The sequence below is a fragment of the Acidovorax sp. LjRoot129 genome, from assembly GCF_964253765.1.
Classification (GTDB): domain Bacteria; phylum Pseudomonadota; class Gammaproteobacteria; order Burkholderiales; family Burkholderiaceae_C; genus Acidovorax.
Genome location: NZ_CAXUSE020000001.1, coordinates 2786848 through 2808678 on the forward strand (window position 1 = coordinate 2786848; position 21831 = coordinate 2808678).

Consider the following 21831-nt stretch of genomic DNA (forward strand, 5'->3'; position numbering starts at 1 on the left):
TAGCTATTCCACTGCGCAGTGTGCCGCCGGGCTGGCCCGCACCATGCGTGGTGCAACGGCGCGTAGACGAAAGGCGCGGAGCGCGAGTCATACCTCAGCCATCGACAGTGCGCTTTCCATGTCCACCGCCACGATGCGCGACACACCCTGCTCCTGCATGGTCACACCGATGAGCTGTTCGGCCATCTCCATCGCGATCTTGTTGTGGCTGATGAACAGGAACTGCGTGCCCTTGCTCATGCTCGATACGAGCTTGGCATAGCGTTCGGTGTTGGCGTCGTCCAGCGGCGCGTCCACCTCGTCCAGCAAGCAGAACGGCGCGGGGTTGAGCTGGAAGATGGCGAACACCAGCGCAATCGCTGTGAGGGCCTTTTCGCCCCCCGACAGCAGGTGGATGGTCTGGTTCTTCTTGCCGGGTGGCTGCGCCATCACCTGCACGCCAGAGTCCAGAATTTCGTCGCCCGTGATGATGAGCTTGGCCTGCCCGCCGCCGAACAGCTCGGGGAACATGCGACCGAAGTGGCCGTTGACGGTGTCGAAGGTGCCCGAGAGCAGCTGGCGCGTTTCGCCGTCGATCTTGCGGATCGCGTCTTCCAGCGTGTTCATCGCTTCGGTCAGGTCGGCCGTCTGCGCGTCGAGGAAGATCTTGCGTTCGCTGGCCAGCTTGAGTTCGTCCAGCGCCGCCAGGTTGACGGCACCCAGGGCCGCAATCTCACGGTGCAGGCGGTCGATTTCGGGTTGCAGGCCGCCCACGCGCACGTTGCCGTCGGTGATGGACTGGGCCACGGCTTCCAGGTCGGCCTGGGCGTCGGCCAGCAGCGTGGTGTATTGCTCCAGGCCCAGGCGTGCGGCCTGTTCCTTGAGCTGGAATTCGGTGATGCGCGCGCGCAGCGGGTCGAGGGCGCGCTCGAGCTGCATGCGGCGTTCATCACTCGCGCGCAGCTTGGTCGTGAGGTCGTCGTACTCGCTGCGTTGGGCACCCAGCGCTTTTTCGCGCTCCATCTTTACTTCCAGCGCGGCCTGCAGGCCGCCTTGCGCAGCGGCGTCGGACAGGCGGGCCAGCTCGTCACGCGCGCGCTGCTCTTCGTCGGCCAGCGCCGTGGCCTGCTGCGTGGCGGTTTCGATGGATCGGTTGAGCTCGCCGCGGCGCGCCTCCAGGCTGCGCTGCGAGAAGGTGGCCTCTTGCGCCTGGCGCTCCAGCGCGCGTTGCTGCTCGCGGCAGGCCGCCAGCTTGCGCTCGGCTTCGATCACCTTGTCGCCCAATTGGGCCTCGCGCTCCTGGCTGTCGGCCAGCTGCATGTCGAGTTCTTCAAAACGCGCTTCGGCGGCCACGCGGCGTTCCTGCAAGTCGGCCAACTGCGCCTCCACCTCGGCCAGGTCGCCGTCGATCTGTTGGCTGCGGGCGCGGGTCTGCTCCGCCAGTTGGCTCAGGCGCAGGGTTTCGACCTGCAGCTCGTGCGCGCGGCTTTGGGTTTCGGTGGCTTCGCGGCGGGCGGCCACCAAGCGCTGGGAGGCATCGGCATACGCGGCCTCGGCGCGGACCAGGGCGGTGCGCGATTCTTCGGCGATGAGCGCCTGCGCGCGCAATTCTTTTTCGAGGTGCTCGATCTCCTGCGCGCGGGCCAACATGCCGGACTGCTCGGAGTCCTGCGCGTAAAAGCTCACGCTGTGGGCGCTGACCGCGTGGCCGGTAGGAACAAACACCACCTCCCCGGGTTGCAGTGTGCTGCGGCGGGCCAGGGCGTCGTCCAGCGTGGGGGCGGTGTAGCAGCCTTGCAGCCAGTCCACCATCACGGCGCGGAGGCCGGCATCGATCAGGCGCAGCAGGTCCGACAGGCGGGCGTGGGGCGACGATGGCTCGGGGTGGCCTGCCGCGGGGGCGCTGTAGAAAGCCAGCCGGGCTGGCGGCGCATCGTTGCCGCCGGAGCCGAGGAAGCCGCGCACCATGTCCAGGCGCCCTACTTCCAGCGCGGCCAGTCGCTCGCGCAATGCAGCTTCCAGCGCGTTTTCCCAGCCGGGTTCTATGTGGATGCGGCTCCACAGGCCTTGCAGGCCGTCGAGGCCGTGTTTGGCGAGCCAGGGGCGCAGCTTGCCGTCGGTCTTGACCTTTTCCTGCAGCGCCTTGAGCGCTTCCATGCGCGCCGACAGGTCGGCCTGGCGCGCACTTTCGGTGTTGACGGCCTGCTGGCGGGTGCGGCGGTCGTCGTCGAGCTGGGGCACCGACTCTTGCAGCTCGTGCAGGCGGGCTTCGGTGGTCTCGGCGATCTCCTGCGCTTCTTCCAGTTGCTCGCGCAGGTTCGTCAGCCGGGCTTCATCGGGCGCGGCCAGCGCATTGCGGTCGGTGCGCAGGCGCTCGAAGCGGCCATCGAGCTGGCGGCTTTGTTCGTCGATGCTGCGCTGCTCAGCCGCCAGCACGCCAATCTGTTGCTGCACCTGCACCACGCTGCTGCGCTGCTCTGCCGTGCGGCTTTGCGCCTGGCGCAGGGCGTCTTCCAGGTCGGGCAGCTGCAGGGCCTGCTCTTCGACCTGGGCGGCCAGCAGCTCGGCGCGCTCTTCGGCGTCTACGCCGGCGCCAGCCAGGTTTTCGAGCTCGATGTCGGCCTCTTCCTTGCGCGACTGCCACTGCGCAATCTGCTCGGCCAGGGTGACCAGACGTTGCTCCACGCGCTGGCGGCCTTCGACCACGTAGCGGATCTCGGCTTCGAGCTTGCCGACTTCGGCCGTGGCCTCGTACAGGCGGCCCTGGGCCTGGTTGACCTGGTCGCCCGCGGCGTAGTGCGCCTGGCGGATGGTCTCGAGGTCGGACTCCACCGCGCGCAGGTCGGCCATGCGGGATTCAAGGTCGTTGACGGCCTGCAGGCCATCCAGGCGCACCTTGTTCTGCTGCTCTTCGGCGTCGGCGCGCTTCAAGAACCACAGCTGGTGCTGCTTGAGCGTGGCGTCGGCCTGCAGCGTGTTGTATTTGGCGGCCACCTCGGCCTGCTTTTCAAGCTTTTCGAGGTTGGCGTTGAGCTCGCGCAGGATGTCTTCGACGCGGGTCAGGTTCTCGCGCGTGTCCGACAGGCGGTTTTCCGTCTCGCGGCGGCGCTCTTTGTACTTGGAGACGCCGGCGGCTTCTTCGAGGAAGAGGCGGAGTTCCTCGGGGCGGCTCTCAATGATCCGGCTGATCGTGCCCTGGCCGATGATGGCGTAGGCGCGGGGCCCGAGGCCCGTGCCCAGGAACACGTCCTGCACGTCGCGGCGGCGCACCGGCTGGTTGTTCAGGTAGTAGCTGCTGGTGCCGTCGCGCGTGAGCACGCGGCGCACCGCGACCTCGCCGTACTGCCCCCACTGGCCGCCGGCGCGGTGGTCGGAGTTGTCGAACACCAGCTCGACGCTGGCGCGGCTGGCCTGCTTGCGCGTGGTGGTGCCGCTGAAGATCACGTCCTGCATCGACTCGCCACGCAGCTCGCTCGCCTTGCTCTCGCCCAGCACCCAGCGCACCGCATCCATGATGTTGGACTTGCCGCAGCCGTTCGGGCCCACCACGCCCACCAGTTGGCCGGGCAGCATGAAGTTGGTGGGTTCAGCGAACGACTTGAAACCGGAAAGCTTGATGGAGGTTAGACGCACGGCTCAGAAGGCGGGCAAAAAGGGGCAGGTTTCAAGGGGCAAGGCGGCGCGGCACGGGCATTCCGGGCAGGGAACACACAGGCCGCGGCAAGGGCGGAATGATACCGCGCTGCCCGGGCCCCTCCCCTGCGGGCCGGCCCCTTGGCAGCGCCCAAGGGCCGCAACTCGGGAATATTTGGCAAAAATAGGCCCCAGCGCTTATTCCATAAGCACTTGTTGCTATCAATTTTGCAGAACCCTGCCCGAGGGTTTCAGGGCAGCACACACACCTGGTTGCGCCCGTCGGCCTTGGCCTGCAGCAGCGCCTGGTCGGCACGGGCCACGGCTTCGGTCAGGTGCTGCAGGCAGGGGATTTCGCAGACGCCGATGGAGACCGACAGCGGCACCGGGTCGGTGATGGCCCCTACGCTCTTGCGCAGCTTCTCGGCTACCACCAGGGCGTCGGCCAGCGGCGTCTGTGGCAGGCACACCATGAACTCCTCGCCGCCCCAGCGCACCACCTCGTCCCCCCGGCGCAGGGCGTCCTGCAGCGTGCGCGACACCGCCTGCAGGGCCAGGTCGCCCACCGCATGGCCGTGCTGGTCGTTGATGCTCTTGAAGCGGTCCAGGTCGAGCATGAGCAGCGACGACGCCGGCTCGAACAGCGACGAGCGGTACACGCGCCGGTCGATCAGGTCGAGCGCATGGCGATTGAGCAGGCCGGTGAGCGCATCGTGGTAGGCCGCGCGCTGCAGTTCGTTGCGCTCGGCGGCCACGGTCATGAGCGAGCCGAACAGCTCGGCCAGCGTGGCAAACAGGCTGAGGCCGACCTCGTCGAAATAGCCGTCACGGTCGGCATACAGCACAAAGATGCCGCTGTAGCCGTTGAAGGCGGAGTTGATCGGCAGCGCCACCACATGGTGGATGCCATGCTGGCGCGCCGCCTCGCGCCAGGGGCCGAACAGCGAAAACTGCGACACGGTAAAGGGCTCGGCGGTCGTGCCGGATTGCAGTGCAGAAAACGCCGGCCCGTTGCGAGTGAGCAGGTTGCGCTCAATGGTGAGGTTTTCAGCATAGGCACTGGCCGGGCCGGCGAACACCTGCGGGCGGATCGTCTCGGTGTCCGAGGGGCCGAACCATGTCCAGGCCAGGCGGACGTGGGGCGTGATGTCCACGATGGCCTGGCAGATGCCCCGGATGATCTCGAGCTCGCTGCGGCCCAGGATGAGCTGCGCCGAGCGCTTGAGCAGCATCTCGGCAATGGCGGATCTTTCTCGTTGGGGGTCAAACGCCCCGGTCGGCGTTGCGGGCGCGACAACGGGCTTCTTCTTCAACAGGAACATGGCGTGTGGTGTAAATCCTTGGGGTTGCAGTCGCGGTGACAAAACCGGTCACGCATGCTGCAGACCCGGGACATTGGTGCTGCGCACCAGCGCCTCGAACTCGGCCACCGGCACCGCCGGGCTGAACAGGTAGCCCTGCCAGGCGTGGCACTGATGGCGTTCCAGAAACTCGCGCTGGGCTTCAGTCTCCACCCCCTCGGCAATCACCTTCAGACCCAGGCTGGTGCCGAGGGCCACCACGGTGCGGGCGATCGCAGCATCGTTGGGGTCGGTGAGCACGTCGCGCACAAAGCTCTGGTCGATCTTGAGCTGGTCCAGCGGCAAGCGCTTGAGGTAGGCAAGCGACGAGTACCCCGTGCCAAAGTCATCCAGCGAGAAGCCCAGCCCATAGCCCTTGAGCTGGCCCATCTTTTCGATGGTGTCTTCCACATCCTGCAGCAGCAGGCCTTCGGTCATCTCGAGCTTGAGCTGATGCCCCTCGACCCCGGAGCTGGCCAGCGCCGCCAGCACCTGGGCCACAAAGTCGTCCTGGTGGAACTGGCGCGGGCTCACGTTGACGGCCAGGCTCAGCGCCGCGAGTTCGGGGTGCAGCGACCACTGCGCCAGTTGCGCACAGGCCGCGCGCAGCACCCATTCGCCCAGCGGCAGGATGAGGCCGGTTTCTTCGGCCAGCGGGATGAAGTGCGCGGGCGAGACAAAACCGTCGCGCGGATGGCGCCAGCGCAGCAGCGCCTCGGCGCCGGTGATGCGGCCCCGGTCGATCTGTGGCTGGTAGTACAGCTCGAACTGGCCCTCGGCCAGGCCGATGCGCATGTCGCGCTCCAGCGTGGCGCGCGCCGTTACCGAGGCCTGCATCTGCGGGTCGTAAAAGCGCAGCGTGTCGCGGCCCGCGTTCTTGGCCTGGTAGAGCGCCAGGTCGGCGCGCTTGAGCAGCTCGTCCACCGTCTCGCGCATGCCGCTGAAGATCGTGACGCCCATGCTCAGCGAGCTGTGGTGTGACGCGCCGTTCAGGGTGTAGGGCTCGCGCAGCGTGGCCAGAATGCGCTGGCCGACCTCTTCGCTGCGCGCCGCGGCGTCTTCGGGGTTTTCGCCCAGGTCCTCCAGCACCACCACAAACTCGTCGCCGCCCTGGCGCGCCACCGTGTCGTCCTCGTGCACGCAGCTGCGCAGCCGGTGCGCTACCTGCAGCAGCAAGTTGTCTCCGCTGTCGTGGCCGCGCGTTTCGTTAAGCGTCTTGAAGTTGTCCAGGTCCAGCAGCAGCAAGGCGCCGGTGCGCCCGTGGCGCGCGCTGGTGGCCAGCGCCTGCTGCAGCCGGTCCATCAGCAGGCGGCGGTTGGGCAGGCGCGTGAGCGGGTCGTAATAGGCCAGGTGGTTGATTTCTTCCTCGGCCGCCTTGCGTTCGCTCAGGTCCTGCATGGTGACCAGGTGCCCACCCTCGACCAGCACGCCCGACACCTCGACGGGCCGCATCTGGCCATCGCTGCAGCGGATGGTGTACTCGTGACCCGGAATCACGCCATCGCCCGCCGCGGCACGCGCGCCTGCGTCGCGCCAGCCCTGGCGCACCGATTGACGCTCCGCAGCATCGGGATACGCGCGCTGCCACCACGTGTCCACATCCGGCACGTCCACTTCGCTGTAGCCACAAATTTGCACATAACGCTGGTTGCGAAAGCTGATGCGCCCATCCGGCTGCACCAGGCACACCCCCATGGGCAGGCGCTCCAGGATGGCCCGCAGCCGGTGCTCGTTAGTGCGCAGGGTTTCTTCCATGCGCTTGCGCGACGTGATGTCGTGCACCACGGCAATGTGGTGGTCGGGCGTGGCGCCGGGCACCCACATGGGAGAGACCGTCAGGTCCACCCACACGGCATGGCCCTGCTTGTGGATGTAGCGCTTTTCGAGCCGGTACTCGGGCACCTCGCCATTTTTCAGGCGCTCCAGGTTCAGCGCATCGGCCTGCAAGTCAGCGGCGTGCGTGAGCGCGCGGATGTTCAGCGCCTGCATCTCTGCGGTCGTGTAGCCCACAATGTCGCCATAGCGCTGGTTGGTGCGCAAGAAGCGGCCGGTGGAGGTGTCCAGCAGCGCCACCCCCACGCTGGCCTGGTTGAACAGCGCGCGGAACCGCTCCTCGCTCTCGCGCCGCGCGGCTTCGGAAGCCTGCGCACGCGCCAGCGCCATCGTGCGTTGGCGCACCAACAGACCTACGGTGGACGCCAGCAGCAGCGACATCAACGCGCCGGCCAGCCCCGCCAGCAGCGGCAAGCGGGCCTCAGACGGTGACAGAAACGACCGCGTGGGATGGAACGTGAGCCGCCAGCGGCGGTCATGCACCACCAGATCCCGCACAAAAGGCTGGGCATCGGGCAGCGCCGCAGATGTCTGCGCCAGCAGCGGCCGCACCGTGGCGTCTGCGGCGCCGGAGCGCACCGAGCCGTGGTCGGCAATCGACAGCGCGATGCCGTTGAGCAGGCCCTGGCTTCCGAGCGCCTGCACCAGGTCGTGCACGCGGATGGTGGACGCGACGGCGCCCATAAAGCGAGGTTCGGGCGTGCCCGCCGTGTAGTCGAACACCGGCACGCGGATCACGAAGCCCTGGCGGTGCGTGGCCTCCTGCAGCAGGTCGAACGGGGCCGAAGCCACCGTGTTGCCGCTGTCGCGGCTGTATTGCATGGCAGCCAGGTTGGCGGGTTGGGTACTGATGTCCAGGCCCAGCACACTTTCGTTGCCGGCCATGGGCCAAAGGTACTCGGCCACGAAGTATTCGGCCCGCTCGCCCGGCGGCCGGATGGCAAAGTTAGGGAAACCCTGCGGCGACAACGAAGTGTCGGCCCGCACCCGCGCCTCGTAGGCTGCCCGCTCGGTGCCGGGCACCCAGCGTGTGAAGGAAAGGTTGCGCACCCCGGGGTACCGCTGGCCCACCTCCAGGTCGCCCGCTGCGCGTTCGAACTCAGCGCGCGTAAGGCGCGGATTGGCGGTGAACAGTCCGCGCAGGCCGTTGACGATTTCGGTGTGCCCTTCGATGCGCTGGCCCAGTGCGTCGGCAAAACCGCGCGACTCTTGCATGAACCGCGCCTGCCCGACCTGGGCGACCGACTCCGCCTGCTGCCACGCCAGCCACAAGCTGAGCGAGACCCCCAGCACAGCCACGCCCAGGCCGGCCATCCAGTGCCGAGCGGGACCATTGCGCGTCAGGGGTTCCATGGCATCGAACAGGTGGGCATTCAAAACGATCAGGACAACGTTTGCGCAGTGGGAGTGGGGGTCGCGGGCCTTGGCAGGGCAAGGCTGTCGCTCAACGCAGGATAGCGCCAATCCTTGTAGCGCTGGTGTCGGCGATCGAATAACAACTGGTTACCGTCATGTTTTCTGCAAAAAGTGCCGTTAGCGCAACACTGTCATGCGCGGGCCGCTATGAATTGATGAGCAAATTTCATCACCTGCCGCCGCACGGGCGGCGCTCGGCGGTAACCGCCACTGGGTGCTGAGCAGACCGGCTGCGGTTCATGTCCCCACTCCAGCGCCAAGACCGCTTCACGTGAACTCTCACACGCCATCCGCCGCCAAAATGGGACATGTGCCAAAGGACCTGTGACTTGCCGACTGAACGCGACCCAGGAGGTTGCGATCTCAGAAGCCCGCGGCGTCCTGCAGCGCCTCGCGCCAGGTTTTTTGGCGGCCAGCGTCGTGAGACGGAGTCAAAGCGATGAAAGGCCCCCGCCTGATCTTTATGGCCCAGCCGTCGCCTGACGTAACGGCGGCGATGCGGATGGCCATTGCACGCAATGGTCTGCAGAACAGCAACCTGTCGCCCGAGGACAACTGGCACCAGACCCTGTCGGACCGCTATGCAGACACACCGGCAACGCGCCACAAGATGTTGCGAGCAGGGGAGCAAGTCAGAGCGCAGGCCTGCACTTTGGAGCTCAATCGGATTCGAGACCAAGTGCACAAAGAGCAGGGTCACGAGACTATCCACTGGGCATTCCGAGCGCGCGGAAGGACTCCCTGCTTCAACGCCTTGCTCGCGGCCGTTCAACAGGCACTGAATGACGAAGGGCTGGCGACATCGTCGGGCCACACGCCGCACAGCACAATCAGCTATCGAGCGCCAACGCGGCTAGGGCCCACCAGGATGGACCCGATCGCCTGGACTATCGGCGAGCTTTTGCTGGTCGTGGGTGGCCAAAGCGAACGCTACAGCTACGAGGCCATTGGCCGGTGGCCACTGCAGCCCGCTGCGCCCGACCGCTCCAGCACGCAGCTCAGCCTGTTTTGAGTCGGCTCCATCCAAGTCCGGCTATGGCGGTTTGCTCTCTCTAGTGCTCACTCGAAGATGAATGCCCGTACTGGCGCAAGCGCCGTGCCAGCATGCACAAGGTGGTGACCGCACTGCGCAAGGAGCGTCCTGGAGGAGTATCCGACCCTGTGGCGCGTTTCGCCGAGCTTGAGGAAGCTGGCGCACACGCAGCGTGCGGCGGTGCCCATGAAAAACTTGAATAAAAAATGGCCCTAGCGCTTATTCCATAAGCACCAATTGCTACTCAATTGATAGTAAACATCACTGCACGCAACACGGCAGCTTGCCAAACGGCCGCCCGTTGGGGCCAGGCCGGCACACGTCAGGCCAGCACACGCCCCCGTCACGTTGGTGCACCTGGCACAACGCCCGCCGCGCGCCATTGCACAATGGGCTTCTCCCCCACAGGGTACGTACGGCCTGCCAATGCAAAGCATCCCTTCCGCGAACATCGTCGATCTGCTGCTGGACGCGGTCTGCATCGTGCAGCCGGACAGCACCATTGTTTTTGTCAGCCCGGCGTTCGAACGCATCTTTGGCTATGCGCCCGAAGAAGCCGTGGGGCGCCGCATGCTGGACCTGGTGCACCCCGAGGACTTGCCGAGCACCCGGCAACAGGCGCAGCAGGTGATGGACGGGCAGTTGCAGCTGCATTTTGAGAACCGCTATGTGCGCAAGGACGGCTCGCTCGCGCACATCCGCTGGACGGCGCGCTGGCTGCCCGACCTCCAGGTGCGCTTGGCCGTAGCGCACGACATCACCGAGCGCAAGCTCAATGAATTCATGCATGCGGCGATCTACGAGATCTCGGAGGCCGCCCACACGGCGCAAACGCTGGACTCGCTGTTCCAGCGCATCCACGCCATCATCGACCGGCTGCTGCACGCGGCCCACTTTTCGGTGGCGCTGCACGACGTCGACAGCGGCACGCTGAGCTTTCCGTACCACGCGCATCCCGGCCAGCGCGCACATTCGGCGGCGCCCCTGCCCATCTCGGCCGAGCAGATCCGGCTGTGCCGCGAAGTCATTGAGAACAGCACCACGCAGCTCATCACGCCCGAGACGCGTGGCGAGCTGCATGGGCATGAACCCGCGTGCGGCGCCCCGCTGTACTGGCTGGCGGTGCCTCTGACCACCCAGCGCGGCGTGCTGGGCGCGCTGGTGCTGCAAAGCGATGGCGAACAGGGGCGCTACACCGACAAGGACAAGGAACTGCTGCAGTTCGTGTCCATCCAGGTGGCGGCCGCCATCGAACGCAAGCAGCTGCACGAGCGGCTCGAGCGCATGGCCCAGTACGACCAGCTCACACAGCTGCCCAATCGCCAGCTGTTCCTCGACCGCTTGCGCACCGCGCTGGCGCGTGCGCGGCGGGACCAGAGCCTGCTGTCGTTGCTGTTCATTGACCTGGACCGGTTCAAGCAAGTGAACGACACCCTCGGCCACGCGATGGGCGATCTGCTGCTGCAGCGTGTGGCGCAGCGCCTGCAGGCCTGCGTGCGGGGCTCCGACACGGTGGCGCGGATCGGCGGCGATGAGTTTGTGGTGCTGCTGGAGGGCGGCCATGCGAGCGACCACGCCACCGCTGTGGCCGGCAAGATCCTGTCGGCGTTTGATGAAGCCTTTGACCTGAACGGGCAAGCGCTGGCCGTCCAGCCCAGCATCGGTGTGGCGGTCTACCCCGACCATGGCGCGGACGAGCACCATTTGCTCACGCACGCGGACGAGGCGATGTACCTGTCCAAAAAACACGGCGGCAACCAGGTGCGCACGGCTGCGCCGCGGGGCGTGGTGGGGGCATGACGCGGTCCGAGGGGCCCGCCCCACCCCGGCCGCCCTCTCGCTCTGGCTGGGCCGTGGTGCGCGGGCTGGCTGTCGCTTGCTTTGCCATGGCATTGGCAATGCCGGTCGCGTTCGCCATCACGGTGCTGCTGCACCCCTTCTGGTCGTGGCTGGAGGCCTCCATCGGCCTGGAGAGCATGGGCCGCCACGGACCCGATGAGTGGTGTTATGTCGCGGTGTGGGGCGTGATGGTGCTGGCGGTGCTGCTCGCGGGAGCAAGCCGCTGGAGGCGGGCAGACCGGCCGCAGCGCGAAGCGGGTGATCCGGGCCCGCGGCCCCGCTGAGACCGGCAGGGACGCCGGGCCTTGTGACGGCCTGCAGCCACGGGTGCTGGAGCAGTGCGAAATCAAATTGGCGCGGCACAATCCACACGCAGGCTTCACCGCCCGCAGTCTCTGACTTCTTTCGCCCCACACCCACGCACCCCATGCTCTACAACGCCCTCAAGCTCGCCCACCTCCTGTCCCTCATCGTGTGGATCGGCGGCATGGTCTTTACCCATTTCTTTTTGCGCCCCGCCGCCCAGTCGCTGGAGCCGCCGCAGCGCATCCGATTGATGCACGACGTACTTCAGCGTTTTCTGGCCGCGGTGACGGTCGCAGTGGTGGTGGTGCTGGCCAGCGGCCTGTGGATGATCGGCCGCGTGGCGAAGCAAGCCGTGCAAGCGGGCGGATCCTTCGCCATGCCGCTGGACTGGACGCTGATGGCCACGCTGGGCCTGGTGATGATGGCCATCTTTGGCCACATCCGCTTTGCGCTGTTCAAGCGGCTGCAGCGCGCCGTGGCCGCATCCGACTGGCCCGCGGGCGGCCAGGCATTGGCTGCCATCCGCACCTGGGTTGCCGTCAACCTTGCGCTGGGCGTGGCCACCATCGCGGTGACGCTGTTGGTCTGAAGGATTCCGCTGCCGCGCGCCACCAGTGCAGACCACCATGACACCGCACAAACACCTCGTCGCGAAACTCATCGCCTCGTTGATGCTGGTGGTGGCCTTCGGCGCGTTCCTGCAGGGCGCGTTGGACCCGGCGTGGTCCCGCCCTTTTGTGCCGTGGCAGGCCCGCAATGGCGTGATGGCACCGTTGCTGGTGGTGGTTGCCAGCATCTGCTGCCTGCTGCTGGCCTTTGAAGGACGCCGCCCCCGCTGGGTGGACCACGTGGCCTTGCTGGGCGAGGCTATCGTGGTGGCCGTCCCGGCCCTCGTGCTGCTGCAGCATGTGCTCGGACTGGACCTTGGGCTGGACCTTGTCCGCACCGATGCCGCGGCGGGCCACAGTGCTTCGCACCCAGGGCGTATTTCACCCAATGCCTGCATAGCGCTGATGTGCTGGGGTATTGCGCTGGCGCTGCTGCGGCGCGCCATCGGCGGCAAGCGCACGGCCAGGCTGTGGGCCATCGCCGCGTGGACCGGGGCAGCCATGGCGATCAGCGTGGCGGCGTTGGTGGGACACATGCTGCACCTGAAAGCGCTGTACAAGGTCGCCGACCTCAACCGGATGCTGCCGTCCACGGCCGCCGCGCTGAGCCTTCTGAGCGTGGTGCTGTGGCTGCTGCGGGACCGGATTTTCGAAAAAACGCAACGCTCCACCGACAAACATGGCGTGCTGATCGCCACCCGTTCGATCGCCATCCTGACCCTGGTGGCGCTGAGTTCGGGCTTGGCCGGCTTTGCCGTGCTCCGCGACACGCTCGAAAAATCGGTGACCGACAGCACGCTGTTGTCGGCCACCACCAACGCCACCTCGCTTGCCAATACGCTGGACATGGCTTTGTGGGTGCCCCGCACCATTGCCGACCGACCCGCAGTGCAGGAAGGCCTTTCGAGGATGGCGCGCGACCCCCTCGACGCGGCGGTGCGGCAGGCCCTGCTTGGGTTGGCAAACCACTTCGTCGCCACGGGTGCCGATGGAGTGCGGTTCGAGGCCGTTGACGGAAGCTTGATCGCATCCGCCGGTACGCTGCTCGGGGGCAATGCCGCGTCGGTGCATCCGCTCACGGTCGCGCAGCCCAGCGCCCGACTGCTCTGGCAGGACGGCTACGTGCTGGCTGCCGCGTCGGAGGTGCGTGTGGCGGGGCAGCTGGTGGGCCGGGTGCTGACCGAGCAGCGGCTGCCGATTTTCGACGCCCTGCTCAACGCCATCCGCGCCAGCAACGACAGCGCGGACGCGCTGATCTGCAGCCTTGACGGCGCCCACGCCTTGTGCGCTCCTTCCCGGTTCTACGCCCAGCCCTTCAAGGTGCCCATGTTCAATGCTGCCGGCGAGCTCAACCTGCCGGCCAACCGTGCCGTGGCTGGGGAGACAGGCGTGAGCATGGTGCAGGACCTTCGCGATGTCGAGGTGGTGGCAGCCTTTGCGCCGGTGGCGCGGTACGGACTGGGTTTTGTGGTGAAGTCCGATGTGCAAACGCTGTTTGAGCCCGTGCGCGCACAGATACGCATGTTGGGCCTGTTGCTGGTGGCGCTGGTAACTGCCGGCACGGGCGCGCTGCTGGTGCGCGTGCGGCCCTTGCTTCAGCAAGTCATGCACGAGCAGCGCAGAACCCGCGTCATCCTTGAAAACTCCAACGACGCCTTCATTGCCATGGACGTGCACGGCAAGATCACCGACTGGAACGCGGCGGCCGAGCGCACGTTTGGCTGGCCTCGGGACCAGGCCATTGGCAAGGACATGGCACGCCTCGTCATCCCCGCGAGCCAGCGGGCGGCGCACCACGCCGGGTTCGCGCATTTTCTGCGGACCGGTGAAGGCCCGGTGGTCAACCAGCGCCTGGAGGTGATGGCACTGCATGCCGACGGCCGCGAGATCCCGGTGGAGTTGGCCGTGGCGGTGCTGCAGGATCACAACGGCTACAGCGCCAACGCGTTTGCACGCGACATCAGCGAGCGGCGCGCTGCCGAGGCCCGGCTGGCCCTGAGCGAGCAGCGCCTGCGCGACATCACCGACAACGTGCCGGCGATGATCTCTGTGTTCGACCGGAATGAGCGCCTGACGTTCGTCAACCCGCAGTGCGCCGCCGTGTACCGCATGACCCGCGAAGAGATGCTGGGAAAGACAGTGCTTGATATCAGGGGCGGCCAGGACCACCGGCAGCTGCAGCCCTACATCGACCGCGTTCTGGCGGGTGAACAGGTCACGTTTGAAAGCACCTCGGTGCTGAACGGAAAGACCCACTGCTTTCAGCAGAACTACGTGCCGCAACTGCATGCCGACGGCACAGTGCAAGGCTTTTATTCGGTGTCTTTTGACGTGACCGAACGCCGCCAGTCGGAAGAGCGTGCCCGGCGCAGCGAAAAACGCCTGCGCGACATCACCGACAACTTGCCGGCCCTGATTTCGTACATCGACTCCGAACAGCACCTCACCTTCCTCAATGCGACGTTCCACGCCTGGCAGGGTGTGGATCCCGACAGCGTGCTGGGGCGAACCCTGCTCGATGTGATCGGCCCGATGCTGTACGCGGAGCGGCGTCCGTTTTTGGAGCAGGCGCTGGCGGGCCAACGGGTGGCGTTCGAGGTGGAGTCGCAGGCGCTGGGCATCCGCCGCTCCCTGCAGACCGAATACATCCCCGATCTGGCGCCCGACGGCAAGGTGCTGGGCATCTACACGATCAGCACCGATGTCTCGCGCCTCAAGAGCGTTGAGCGCCAGCTGGGTGTCCTGGCACGCAATGACCCGCTGACGGGCTTGGCCAACCGCTACGCCTTCAACGAGAAGCTGGCCGAAGCGCTGGCGCGGGCGCAGCGCACCCACGACGTGCTGGCGCTGCTGTTTCTCGATGTGGACCGCTTCAAGGCCATCAACGACCGATTCGGGCATGCGACCGGGGACGCGGTGCTCAAGGAGGTGGCCGCGCGGCTGGTGACCGCCGTGCGGGCCACCGACACCGTGGCGCGGCTGGCCGGCGACGAGTTTGTGGTGGTGCTGGAATCGTTGCGCAGCGCTGCCGAGGCGCAGCCGGTCGTGCAGAAAGTGCTGGCGCAGTTTGCCAAGCCGTTCTTGGTGGAGGGGCTGTCCCTGCACGTCACCACCAGCATTGGCGTGTCAGTGCACACGCAGGGCCCCGTCACCGCAGAGGACCTGCTGGCGCGCGCCGACAAGGCCCTGTATTGCGCCAAGGAGGCTGGGCGCAACCAATACGCTATTGAAGAGTAATGGGAAGCGCGGGGCGCAACCCCGCACAGCGCAGCCCGCCTCCCCCTCAATGCACGATGGCCAGTTTGCCAAAGTGCCGCCCGCCAGCGCTCAGCTCGGCATACGCGGCCTGCGTTTCGTCGATGCCAAATACGCGGTCGATGGCCGGGACGATGCGGTGGGCTGCAATGGCCTGCGCAGCCTGCGCCAGGTCGGCCACCGAGCCCGTGTTGTTGCCCACGATGCGCAGCGCCTTCACGATGACCGGCAGCATGTCGATGGACGCGACCGACCCCGTAATGAACCCGACCGTGAACACCGTGCCACCGAAGGCCGCGGCGGTCAGTGAGCGCGGCAGCGTGGCGGCACCCACGGTCTCCACCACCAGGTCGGCGCCGCGCCCGTTGGTGATCCGCAGCACTTCCTCATCCCATGCGGGCGTGGCGCGGTAGTTGATGAGGTGGTCTGCGCCCAGCTGGCGCGCACGCTCCAGCTTGTCGTCGGACGACGAGGCCAGGATCACGGTGGCACCGCTGGCCTTGGCAAACTGCAGCGCAAAGATGCTGACGCCACCCGTACCCAGCAGCACCACCACGGAGCCCGGGCGTGCCGACGCCGAACGCACCGCATTCCACGCCGTGGTGGCCGCAATCGGCAGCGCGGCACCCTGCACAAAGTCGAGGTGCGGCGGCAGCGGCACCAGGCTGGCCGCCGGCACGGCTACGTATTCGGCCAGGGAGCCTGGCAGCGTCACGCCGCGCAAGGCCGCCACATGGCCCGGCGTGATGGCGCCACCCAGCCAGCCGGGCATGAAGTGCGGGACCACCCGGTCGCCTATGGCAACGCCGGTCACGCCCTCGCCCAGCGCGGCCACTTCCCCTGCACCATCGGCCACAGGCACCATGGGGAAGCCCGCCACGGGGAACCCGCCCGTGGCAATGACCACGTCCAGAAAGTTGAGCGAGGCCGCCCGCAGGCGCACCACCACCTCGCCACGCGCAGGTTCGGGATCGGGCAGCTGGGTTACCTTGAAGGCGGTGAGTGAGGGTGCGGTGAGCTGGATGGCTTTCATGGGTGACAGGTCCTGAAAAAGGTTGGAACGGAGAAAAATGGAGCGGGCAACCAGCGGGGCTGCACCTGCCGCGTCAGTGTGATTCACCATCCAATCCAGATAAACTGCCAACCACTTCGATCATTTGAAATCAGGAATTGCAAATGGACATGCTCGACAGCATGCGGGTCTACGTGTTGGCGGTGGAGAAAGGCAGCCTCAGCGCGGCCGCTGTGGCCACAGGGATCTCGGCCACCATGGCGGGCAACCACCTGCGCACGCTGGAGAAGCGGCTTGGTATGCAACTGCTGCACCGCACTACCCGGCGCCAGCACCTGACGGCCTTTGGCGAGGACTACTACGCGCGCTGCAAGGAGATCCTGCGGCTGGTGGCCGAGACTGACGCGCTGGCGCAAAACCAGCAATTGGCCCCGGCCGGAAAGCTGCGCATCAGCGCGCCGGTCACCTTCGGCGCCGAGGCGTTGATGCCCGCGCTGTCCACCTACCTCGACCGCTACCCCGAGGTCAGCGTCGATGTGGTGCTCAACGACCGCGTGGTGGACTTGCTGGAGGAAGGGTTTGAAGCCGCCATCCGCATCGGCCCCCTGCCCGATTCCGCGCTGATCGCCCGGCCGCTGATGCCGTACCGGTTGATGGTCTGCGCGGCTCCCGCGTACCTCGCCCGCCGTGGCACACCGCAGCGGCCTGCCGATCTGACGGGCCACGATTGCCTGGCGTTCACGCCATCCGCACTGACGCCATGGAGCTTGGCGGACGACAGCGGCGTGTGCCGCGTGCCGGTGTCGGGGCGTCTGCAGGTGAACAACGGCCAGGCGCTGCGGGTGGCCGCGCTGCACGGCCTGGGCATCCTCCTGCAGCCGGCCATCCTGCTCGAAGACGATGTGCGCGCAGGCCGCCTGGTGCAGCTGTTTGCCGACTACGAACTCCCGAGCCGGCCCATGAGCGTGGTGTATCCGCCGGACCGCTACCGCTCGCCCAAGCTGCGCAGTTTTGTGGATTTTTTGCTGGAGCGGTTTCCGTAGTGGATGGACGGCGTGTGAAACCCAGCAGTTGCCGTCGACGCAAGAACGAGCGCCACTGTTTGGACGCCACTGGGTTCACCTGCACGAGCCGAGGAGCCCTGCTCAGTTGGGCCAGCGGTCCATGCCCGCATGTCCAGTAGACACACTTGCCTCAGTGCCGACGCGCCGCGCAGGTTTTACGAAAGCTTGCCGAGCCGCAGTGAGGCTCAATCAACAAGACCGTTACGGTGCGTTGGCATCCAGCATGAAATCAATGAATGCACGAAGCTTTCCGGGCATGTGCACCCGGTGCGGGTAATAAAGATGAAACGCGTCATCCAGCCCACTGTGCTGCTTCAATATATGTCGCAACTGGCCGCTAGACAGCTCTTGCTTCGCGAAATCCCTGAACACAAATCCGATGCCATGACCTTGGACGGCGGCATCCACGACAGACCTCATTTCGTCAAATATGAGCCGTCCATGAATATCGATTTGAACCACTTGGCCATTGGCATCGAAATTCCACTCAAACCACCGGCCTCCCACGGAGTAGCGTTGCCGAATACAGTCGTGTTTCAGTAAATCGTCGAGGGACTTGGGTTCATTGCGCCCATGAAAATAAGTCGGGGCGGCTATAACGATTCTTCTTTGGACCGGCCCCAGCTGCTTGGCCACCATGTCGTTCTGAACTCTTTTGCCCATGCGTATGCCGACATCAAAACCAGCATTAACGATATCGCTCAGCAGGTTGTCCAGTGATATCTCGACATGGATCAACGGAAAACTCGCAAGAAAGGCTTCAATATGGGGTTCGATCAACATACGGTAAGCGACGTATGAAGTGTTGATCCGCACGGTGCCAGAAGGCTGATCGGTCGCCAGCAAGGTTTCTGACAGCGAGTTTCTAATCAGCGCGAGTGCTGGCGCCAATTTTGAATTCAGCGTTGCTCCAGCCTCGGTCAGGCTCACGCTGCGAGTCGTACGGTTAAAGAGCCGCACATTCAACTGGGCTTCCACCGTCTTGATGGTTCGTGACACCGCCGTGGGCGTAACGCCCAATTCGGCTGCCGCCCGGGCAAAGTTCATATGCCTGGCCACAGCCTCAAACGTCAACAGTCCTGGCAAATGCACTGGCGGGGAGGCGAGCTCTACCGCGGTGCGTCCGCCCTGCAAATCCCGTCCCATTGTGACTTTCTTGTTCATACTGTATGTCGACGAGTGACTATTTACGTCATTATCACCGGCCTCCATACTTCTGGCATTCCACAAATTTGCCACGCAACTTAGTTGCCGAAGGGGTATAGAAAAATGACGTTTAGCAGCTCTTCCAATGACCTTTTTTCGCCAGTGACGATGGGGGCATTGACGCTAGCAAACCGCGTTGTTATGGCACCGTTGACGCGCAGCCGCATGGGCCCCGATGGCATACCCAATGAAATGCATGCCCGCTATTACGCACAGCGGGCCAGCGCCGGTCTGATCATCAGCGAGGCGACCAATATCTCCGCCCAAGGACGGGGCTACGCATTGACCCCCGGCATTTGGACGGAAGAACAGGTAGCCGGCTGGAAAAAAGTGACCGACGCTGTGCACGCAACGGGTGGCCTGATCGTGTGCCAGTTGTGGCACGTAGGTCGTTTCTCCCATGTGGATCTGCAGCCGGACGGGGCCGCTCCGGTGGCACCGTCGGAGATACGGGCAAAAGGGCAAACCTATACCGAAAAGGGAATGCTGGATGTCTCGATGCCGCGGGCCCTGGAAACGCGGGAGATCCCCGGCATCATCCAGCAGTACCGGCACGCCGCCGAATGTGCACAACGCGCCGGCTTCGATGGTGTGGAAGTGCATTCGGCAAACAGCTATTTGCTTGACCAATTCCTGCGCGACTCGACCAATCAGCGTGACGACGAATACGGCGGCTCCGTCGAAAATCGCAGCCGGCTCACGCTGGAAGTCGTTGAGGCAGTCGTGGGGGTGTGGGGACACGATCGGGTCGGCATTCGGCTTTCCCCTGTGACACCGGACGCAGGCAACACGCCGCTAGACAGCCAGGTCATGGAGACCTATGGCCACTTGATTGAGCAACTCAATCGTTTCGAACTGGCATACCTGCATTTTGTTGAGGGCGCGACGGCCACATCGCGGTCGGTGCCCGACGGGGTGGACCTCGACGCATTGCGTGCAGTTTTCAAAGGCCCCTATATCGGCAACAACAACTACGACTTCCAGCTCGCGGTGAATCGCCGCGCAGAACGCAAGGTCGACGCAGTGGCATTTGGTCGCCCCTTCATTGCAAATCCAGATCTGGTACGCCGGTTGAAAGAAGGCGTTGAATTGGCCGTAGCTCCGCGCGACACGTATTACGGCAACGGCGCCGAAGGTTATACGGACTGGCCTGCGCTCGCAGACTAAATCGGCAGGTTGCCGAACCAATGTCCCATTGGGACGCCGGTTTTGCAATCGGCCTTGCGGCTCCAGCGCATATTCCAATCACTAATCAATATTTCATGAAGCAAAAGTTGTCAGTAGGCCCCATGCCTGCTTTTGACGGTCTCACGGAATCTGCAATCGAATTCAACTTCCAGCAGGATTAATCAAGTGAAAAACACTTTCATCAAAACCTTTATTTTTTCGGCAATGGCTATCGGCATGGGCACAACGACCCTCGCCGCAGACCCGTTAACCCGTCTCCCAACCCACCAAGGAAACACCATGAGCAAGCCTACCTACGTGCAGGATTACCAAGCCATTTCCGAGATGCTCAACAAGTACACCGAGGGATGCAAGCAAGCCAAGAGCAGCATCATGAAGTCCGCTTTCAATGCCCAGGCGACGATGTACAGCGTCGGCCCCGATGGCAAGCTGACCGGCGGCGCGATTCCAATTCTGTTTGAAGGTGTCGACAAGGATTTCCGCCCGTCTCCTGATGCCGAGGCCGCGATCACCCGCATTGAGATCGTTGGTACAGCAGCAAGCGCCCGGATCGACGCCAATGGCATGTCGGGCATCTCCTTCACCGATTTTTTCCATCTGCTGAAGGTCGATGGCAAGTGGACGGTGGTCAGCAAGATTTTCCACACGCACGCCGCGCCTTAACAGCAATCTGCGCAGCCAATCCAACGCCCCAGTCATTCGGCTGCTCGGCACGAAAACGGCGGGCGCGCCGCGTGGGGGAATGACGCACGGCCGTCGCCGACCGCGGTCCGCCACGCCTTGACGCGTTCCCATCTGGCTTTTGTCGACCGCGTTTTCCCATGCCTGTACCACCACCAGGCCGTGACAGCTATCCCATTTACGCAACCGTACTAGGTCGGGACGCCGGTTCCAGCTTTGCTTCACGCGCCCTCACAAAAAAGAAAACACTATGAAAACCATCACCTCCGCCCTCGCCGTTTCCGCCCTCGCCCTGTCGATGGGTGAAGCGTCTGCCGCCATCCTGCCCGGGATGGAACACACCACAGCGAAATTCTTGCAGTCGCTCGAAGGTGGCAAGACGCTCGATTCCATGACGCCGGTCGAGGCCCGCGCCGCGCTGGTGGGGGCGCAGTCCGGCACCAAGGTGGCATTGGCGGCGGCTGATGTGAGCGAGAAGACGATCCGCTTCAATGGCAGCGACCTGAAGCTGACCATCGTGCGCCCGGCTGGCACCAAACAAAAGACCCTGCCCGCGTTCATGTACTTCCACGGCGGCGGCTGGGTGCTGGGCGACTTCCCAACCCACGAGCGGCTAGTCCGTGACTTGGTGTCTGGCTCGGGCGCGGTGGCGGTCTTCGTCAACTACACACTGTCGCCTGAAGCTGGATACGGCGTGGCCATCGACCAGGCGTATGCCGCGACCAAATGGGTGGCCGAACATGGCAAGGAGATCAAAGTCGACGGCAAGCGCCTTGCCGTAGCCGGCAACAGTGCGGGCGGCAACCTGGCCGCGGTGGTTGCCTTGATGGCGAACGAGAGAGGCGCGCCTGCGCTGCGATCACAAGTGCTGTTGTGTCCGGTGACCGACGCAAACTTTGACACGCAGTCATACAAACAGTTTGCCAACGGGTACTTTCTGACGAAAGACCTGATGGAGTGGTTCTGGAACAACTACACGACCGACGCCAATGCGCGCAAGCACATCTACGCTTCGCCGCTGCAGGCGACCGCCGAGCAACTCAAGGGCTTGCCGCCAACGCTCATCCAGACTGCCGAATTCGATGTCCTGCGCGATGAAGCCGAGGCCTACGGCCGCAAACTCGACGCTGCGGGCGTGAAGGTGAAGTCGGTGCGCTACAACGGAATGATTCACGATTTTGGGCTGACCAACGCGTTCAGCCATCTGCCGGCGCCCCGCAGCGCGATTGCACAGGCATCCCAAGAACTTAAAGGTCACCTTGGCAAGTAACTTCAAAAGGTATCCAGTCCTGCTGGTGGCGCAACAGCCGTTGAATGACTGAACGGCGAGGCCCGTCAAAATGGTTGCTGTCGGTGCAACGGGTCAGATAGGACCCGATGTCTGGGGTAATTCGTTGGAGGGTCCAAGCTGCGGTCAATAATTGACTCGCAGTGCCGT

General features: G+C 64.9%; 14 protein-coding genes. 9 read left to right on the forward strand and 5 right to left on the reverse strand.

Translation table 11 applies throughout. The annotated features are described in order from the left end of the window. Positions 1-87 precede the first annotated feature (87 nt). The 3 genes from smc to ACSQ3Q_RS12785 all read right to left on the reverse strand — a co-directional run bounded on the left by smc (position 88) and on the right by ACSQ3Q_RS12785 (position 8138). Positions 88-3612, reverse strand: a complete 3525-nt coding sequence (smc, locus tag ACSQ3Q_RS12775; protein WP_436134744.1) for a chromosome segregation protein SMC — start codon at positions 3610-3612, stop codon at positions 88-90. Between the two features lie 251 nt (positions 3613-3863). Continuing rightward, the gene (locus tag ACSQ3Q_RS12780) at positions 3864-4934 is read right to left on the reverse strand and encodes a diguanylate cyclase (RefSeq protein ID WP_436134745.1); all 1071 of its coding nucleotides are present in this window, start codon (positions 4932-4934) and stop codon (positions 3864-3866) included. 48 nt (positions 4935-4982) lie between these two features. Continuing rightward, on the reverse strand, positions 4983-8138 hold the full coding sequence (locus ACSQ3Q_RS12785) for a bifunctional diguanylate cyclase/phosphodiesterase (RefSeq protein WP_436134746.1): 3156 nt from the start codon (positions 8136-8138) through the stop codon (positions 4983-4985). Positions 8139-8640: 502 nt separating this feature from the next. Here ACSQ3Q_RS12785 and ACSQ3Q_RS12790 point away from each other — a divergent pair. The 5 genes from ACSQ3Q_RS12790 to ACSQ3Q_RS12810 all read left to right on the forward strand — a co-directional run bounded on the left by ACSQ3Q_RS12790 (position 8641) and on the right by ACSQ3Q_RS12810 (position 15224). Continuing rightward, positions 8641-9213 carry a hypothetical protein gene (locus ACSQ3Q_RS12790; RefSeq protein ID WP_436134747.1) on the forward strand — a complete coding sequence of 191 codons (573 nt, stop codon included), beginning with the start codon at positions 8641-8643 and terminating at the stop codon, positions 9211-9213. A 447-nt stretch (positions 9214-9660) separates the two neighbouring features. After that, the gene (locus tag ACSQ3Q_RS12795; RefSeq protein ID WP_436134748.1) at positions 9661-11034 is read left to right on the forward strand and encodes a diguanylate cyclase domain-containing protein; all 1374 of its coding nucleotides are present in this window, start codon (positions 9661-9663) and stop codon (positions 11032-11034) included. 86 nt (positions 11035-11120) lie between these two features. Beyond that, the gene (locus ACSQ3Q_RS12800) at positions 11121-11357 is read left to right on the forward strand and encodes a hypothetical protein (protein WP_436134749.1); all 237 of its coding nucleotides are present in this window, start codon (positions 11121-11123) and stop codon (positions 11355-11357) included. 143 nt (positions 11358-11500) lie between these two features. Further along, positions 11501-11968, forward strand: coding sequence for a CopD family protein (locus ACSQ3Q_RS12805; RefSeq protein WP_436134750.1), 468 nt, complete (start codon positions 11501-11503; stop codon positions 11966-11968). Between the two features lie 37 nt (positions 11969-12005). Continuing rightward, a complete protein-coding gene (locus tag ACSQ3Q_RS12810; protein WP_436134751.1) occupies positions 12006-15224 on the forward strand; it encodes a PAS domain S-box protein in 3219 nt (1072 codons plus the stop codon). Between the two features lie 46 nt (positions 15225-15270). Here the strand turns inward: ACSQ3Q_RS12810 and ACSQ3Q_RS12815 are convergent, their stop codons facing one another. Further along, positions 15271-16275 carry a zinc-dependent alcohol dehydrogenase family protein gene (locus ACSQ3Q_RS12815; RefSeq protein WP_436134752.1) on the reverse strand — a complete coding sequence of 335 codons (1005 nt, stop codon included), beginning with the start codon at positions 16273-16275 and terminating at the stop codon, positions 15271-15273. Positions 16276-16418: 143 nt separating this feature from the next. On the opposite strand from ACSQ3Q_RS12815, the gene ACSQ3Q_RS12820 reads away from it, so the two are divergent. Then, entirely contained in the window at positions 16419-17297 is an 879-nt protein-coding gene (locus ACSQ3Q_RS12820) for a LysR family transcriptional regulator (RefSeq protein ID WP_436134753.1), read from the forward strand. Positions 17298-17519: 222 nt separating this feature from the next. On the opposite strand, the gene ACSQ3Q_RS12825 is transcribed toward ACSQ3Q_RS12820, so the two are convergent. After that, positions 17520-18482 (reverse strand): LysR family transcriptional regulator, encoded by a 963-nt coding sequence (locus ACSQ3Q_RS12825; RefSeq protein ID WP_436134754.1) that lies wholly within the window; start codon positions 18480-18482, stop codon positions 17520-17522. A 105-nt stretch (positions 18483-18587) separates the two neighbouring features. On the opposite strand from ACSQ3Q_RS12825, the gene ACSQ3Q_RS12830 reads away from it, so the two are divergent. The 3 genes from ACSQ3Q_RS12830 (at position 18588) to ACSQ3Q_RS12840 (ending at position 21663) form a co-directional block, all read left to right on the forward strand. Continuing rightward, positions 18588-19691 carry an alkene reductase gene (locus ACSQ3Q_RS12830; protein WP_436134755.1) on the forward strand — a complete coding sequence of 368 codons (1104 nt, stop codon included), beginning with the start codon at positions 18588-18590 and terminating at the stop codon, positions 19689-19691. Between the two features lie 300 nt (positions 19692-19991). Then, a complete protein-coding gene (locus tag ACSQ3Q_RS12835) occupies positions 19992-20375 on the forward strand; it encodes a nuclear transport factor 2 family protein (RefSeq protein WP_436134756.1) in 384 nt (127 codons plus the stop codon). Positions 20376-20643: 268 nt separating this feature from the next. Then, the gene (locus ACSQ3Q_RS12840) at positions 20644-21663 is read left to right on the forward strand and encodes an alpha/beta hydrolase (RefSeq protein ID WP_436134757.1); all 1020 of its coding nucleotides are present in this window, start codon (positions 20644-20646) and stop codon (positions 21661-21663) included. Positions 21664-21831 lie beyond the last annotated feature (168 nt).

Bases quoted from the DNA above. Each gene is read 5' to 3' on its own strand.
- ACSQ3Q_RS12780 (WP_436134745.1), bottom strand. From the start codon at position 4,934: ATGTTCCTGTTGAAGAAGAAGCCCGTTGTCGCGCCCGCAACGCCGACC.
- ACSQ3Q_RS12785 (WP_436134746.1), bottom strand. From the start codon at position 8,138: ATGGAACCCCTGACGCGCAATGGTCCCGCTCGGCACTGGATGGCCGGC.
- ACSQ3Q_RS12790 (WP_436134747.1), top strand. From the start codon at position 8,641: ATGAAAGGCCCCCGCCTGATCTTTATGGCCCAGCCGTCGCCTGACGTA.
- ACSQ3Q_RS12795 (WP_436134748.1), top strand. From the start codon at position 9,661: ATGCAAAGCATCCCTTCCGCGAACATCGTCGATCTGCTGCTGGACGCG.
- ACSQ3Q_RS12800 (WP_436134749.1), top strand. From the start codon at position 11,121: ATGGCATTGGCAATGCCGGTCGCGTTCGCCATCACGGTGCTGCTGCAC.
- ACSQ3Q_RS12805 (WP_436134750.1), top strand. From the start codon at position 11,501: ATGCTCTACAACGCCCTCAAGCTCGCCCACCTCCTGTCCCTCATCGTG.
- ACSQ3Q_RS12810 (WP_436134751.1), top strand. From the start codon at position 12,006: ATGACACCGCACAAACACCTCGTCGCGAAACTCATCGCCTCGTTGATG.
- ACSQ3Q_RS12815 (WP_436134752.1), bottom strand. From the start codon at position 16,275: ATGAAAGCCATCCAGCTCACCGCACCCTCACTCACCGCCTTCAAGGTA.
- ACSQ3Q_RS12820 (WP_436134753.1), top strand. From the start codon at position 16,419: ATGGACATGCTCGACAGCATGCGGGTCTACGTGTTGGCGGTGGAGAAA.
- ACSQ3Q_RS12825 (WP_436134754.1), bottom strand. From the start codon at position 18,482: ATGAACAAGAAAGTCACAATGGGACGGGATTTGCAGGGCGGACGCACC.
- ACSQ3Q_RS12830 (WP_436134755.1), top strand. From the start codon at position 18,588: ATGACGTTTAGCAGCTCTTCCAATGACCTTTTTTCGCCAGTGACGATG.
- ACSQ3Q_RS12835 (WP_436134756.1), top strand. From the start codon at position 19,992: ATGAGCAAGCCTACCTACGTGCAGGATTACCAAGCCATTTCCGAGATG.
- ACSQ3Q_RS12840 (WP_436134757.1), top strand. From the start codon at position 20,644: ATGAAAACCATCACCTCCGCCCTCGCCGTTTCCGCCCTCGCCCTGTCG.